This window comes from Bradyrhizobium campsiandrae (assembly GCF_014529705.1).
GTDB classification, from domain to species: domain Bacteria; phylum Pseudomonadota; class Alphaproteobacteria; order Rhizobiales; family Xanthobacteraceae; genus Bradyrhizobium; species Bradyrhizobium campsiandrae.
Genome location: NZ_JAANIH010000430.1, coordinates 1 through 241, shown reverse-complemented (window position 1 = coordinate 241; position 241 = coordinate 1). Strand labels below are relative to the sequence as shown.

General features: G+C 59.3%; 1 protein-coding gene. It reads right to left on the bottom strand.

All coding sequences use genetic code 11. From position 1 onward, the window contains the following. Window positions 1-241: ABC transporter substrate-binding protein (locus tag G8O24_RS43800; protein WP_244646489.1), on the bottom strand; the 241-nt coding region annotated here is incomplete at both ends.

Below are 241 nucleotides of genomic sequence, written 5' to 3'. Positions count from 1 at the left end.
TTGGTGGTGAGCTCGACCGTCATGTCGTCGATCTTTTTGGCAGATACGAGCGTGGGCATGCGCGTCGCGGTGACGCCGACCTGGCTCGGATCGAATTGCGGCGCATCCTGCTTGAGCACCTTGTCGAGATTCCAGATCACCGCATCGGCGTTGAACTCGCTGCCGTCGTGAAACTTCACGCCCTTGCGAAGGCTGAAGCGCCACTTGGTCTTGTCGGTGTCATCGACCTTCCATTCGGTCG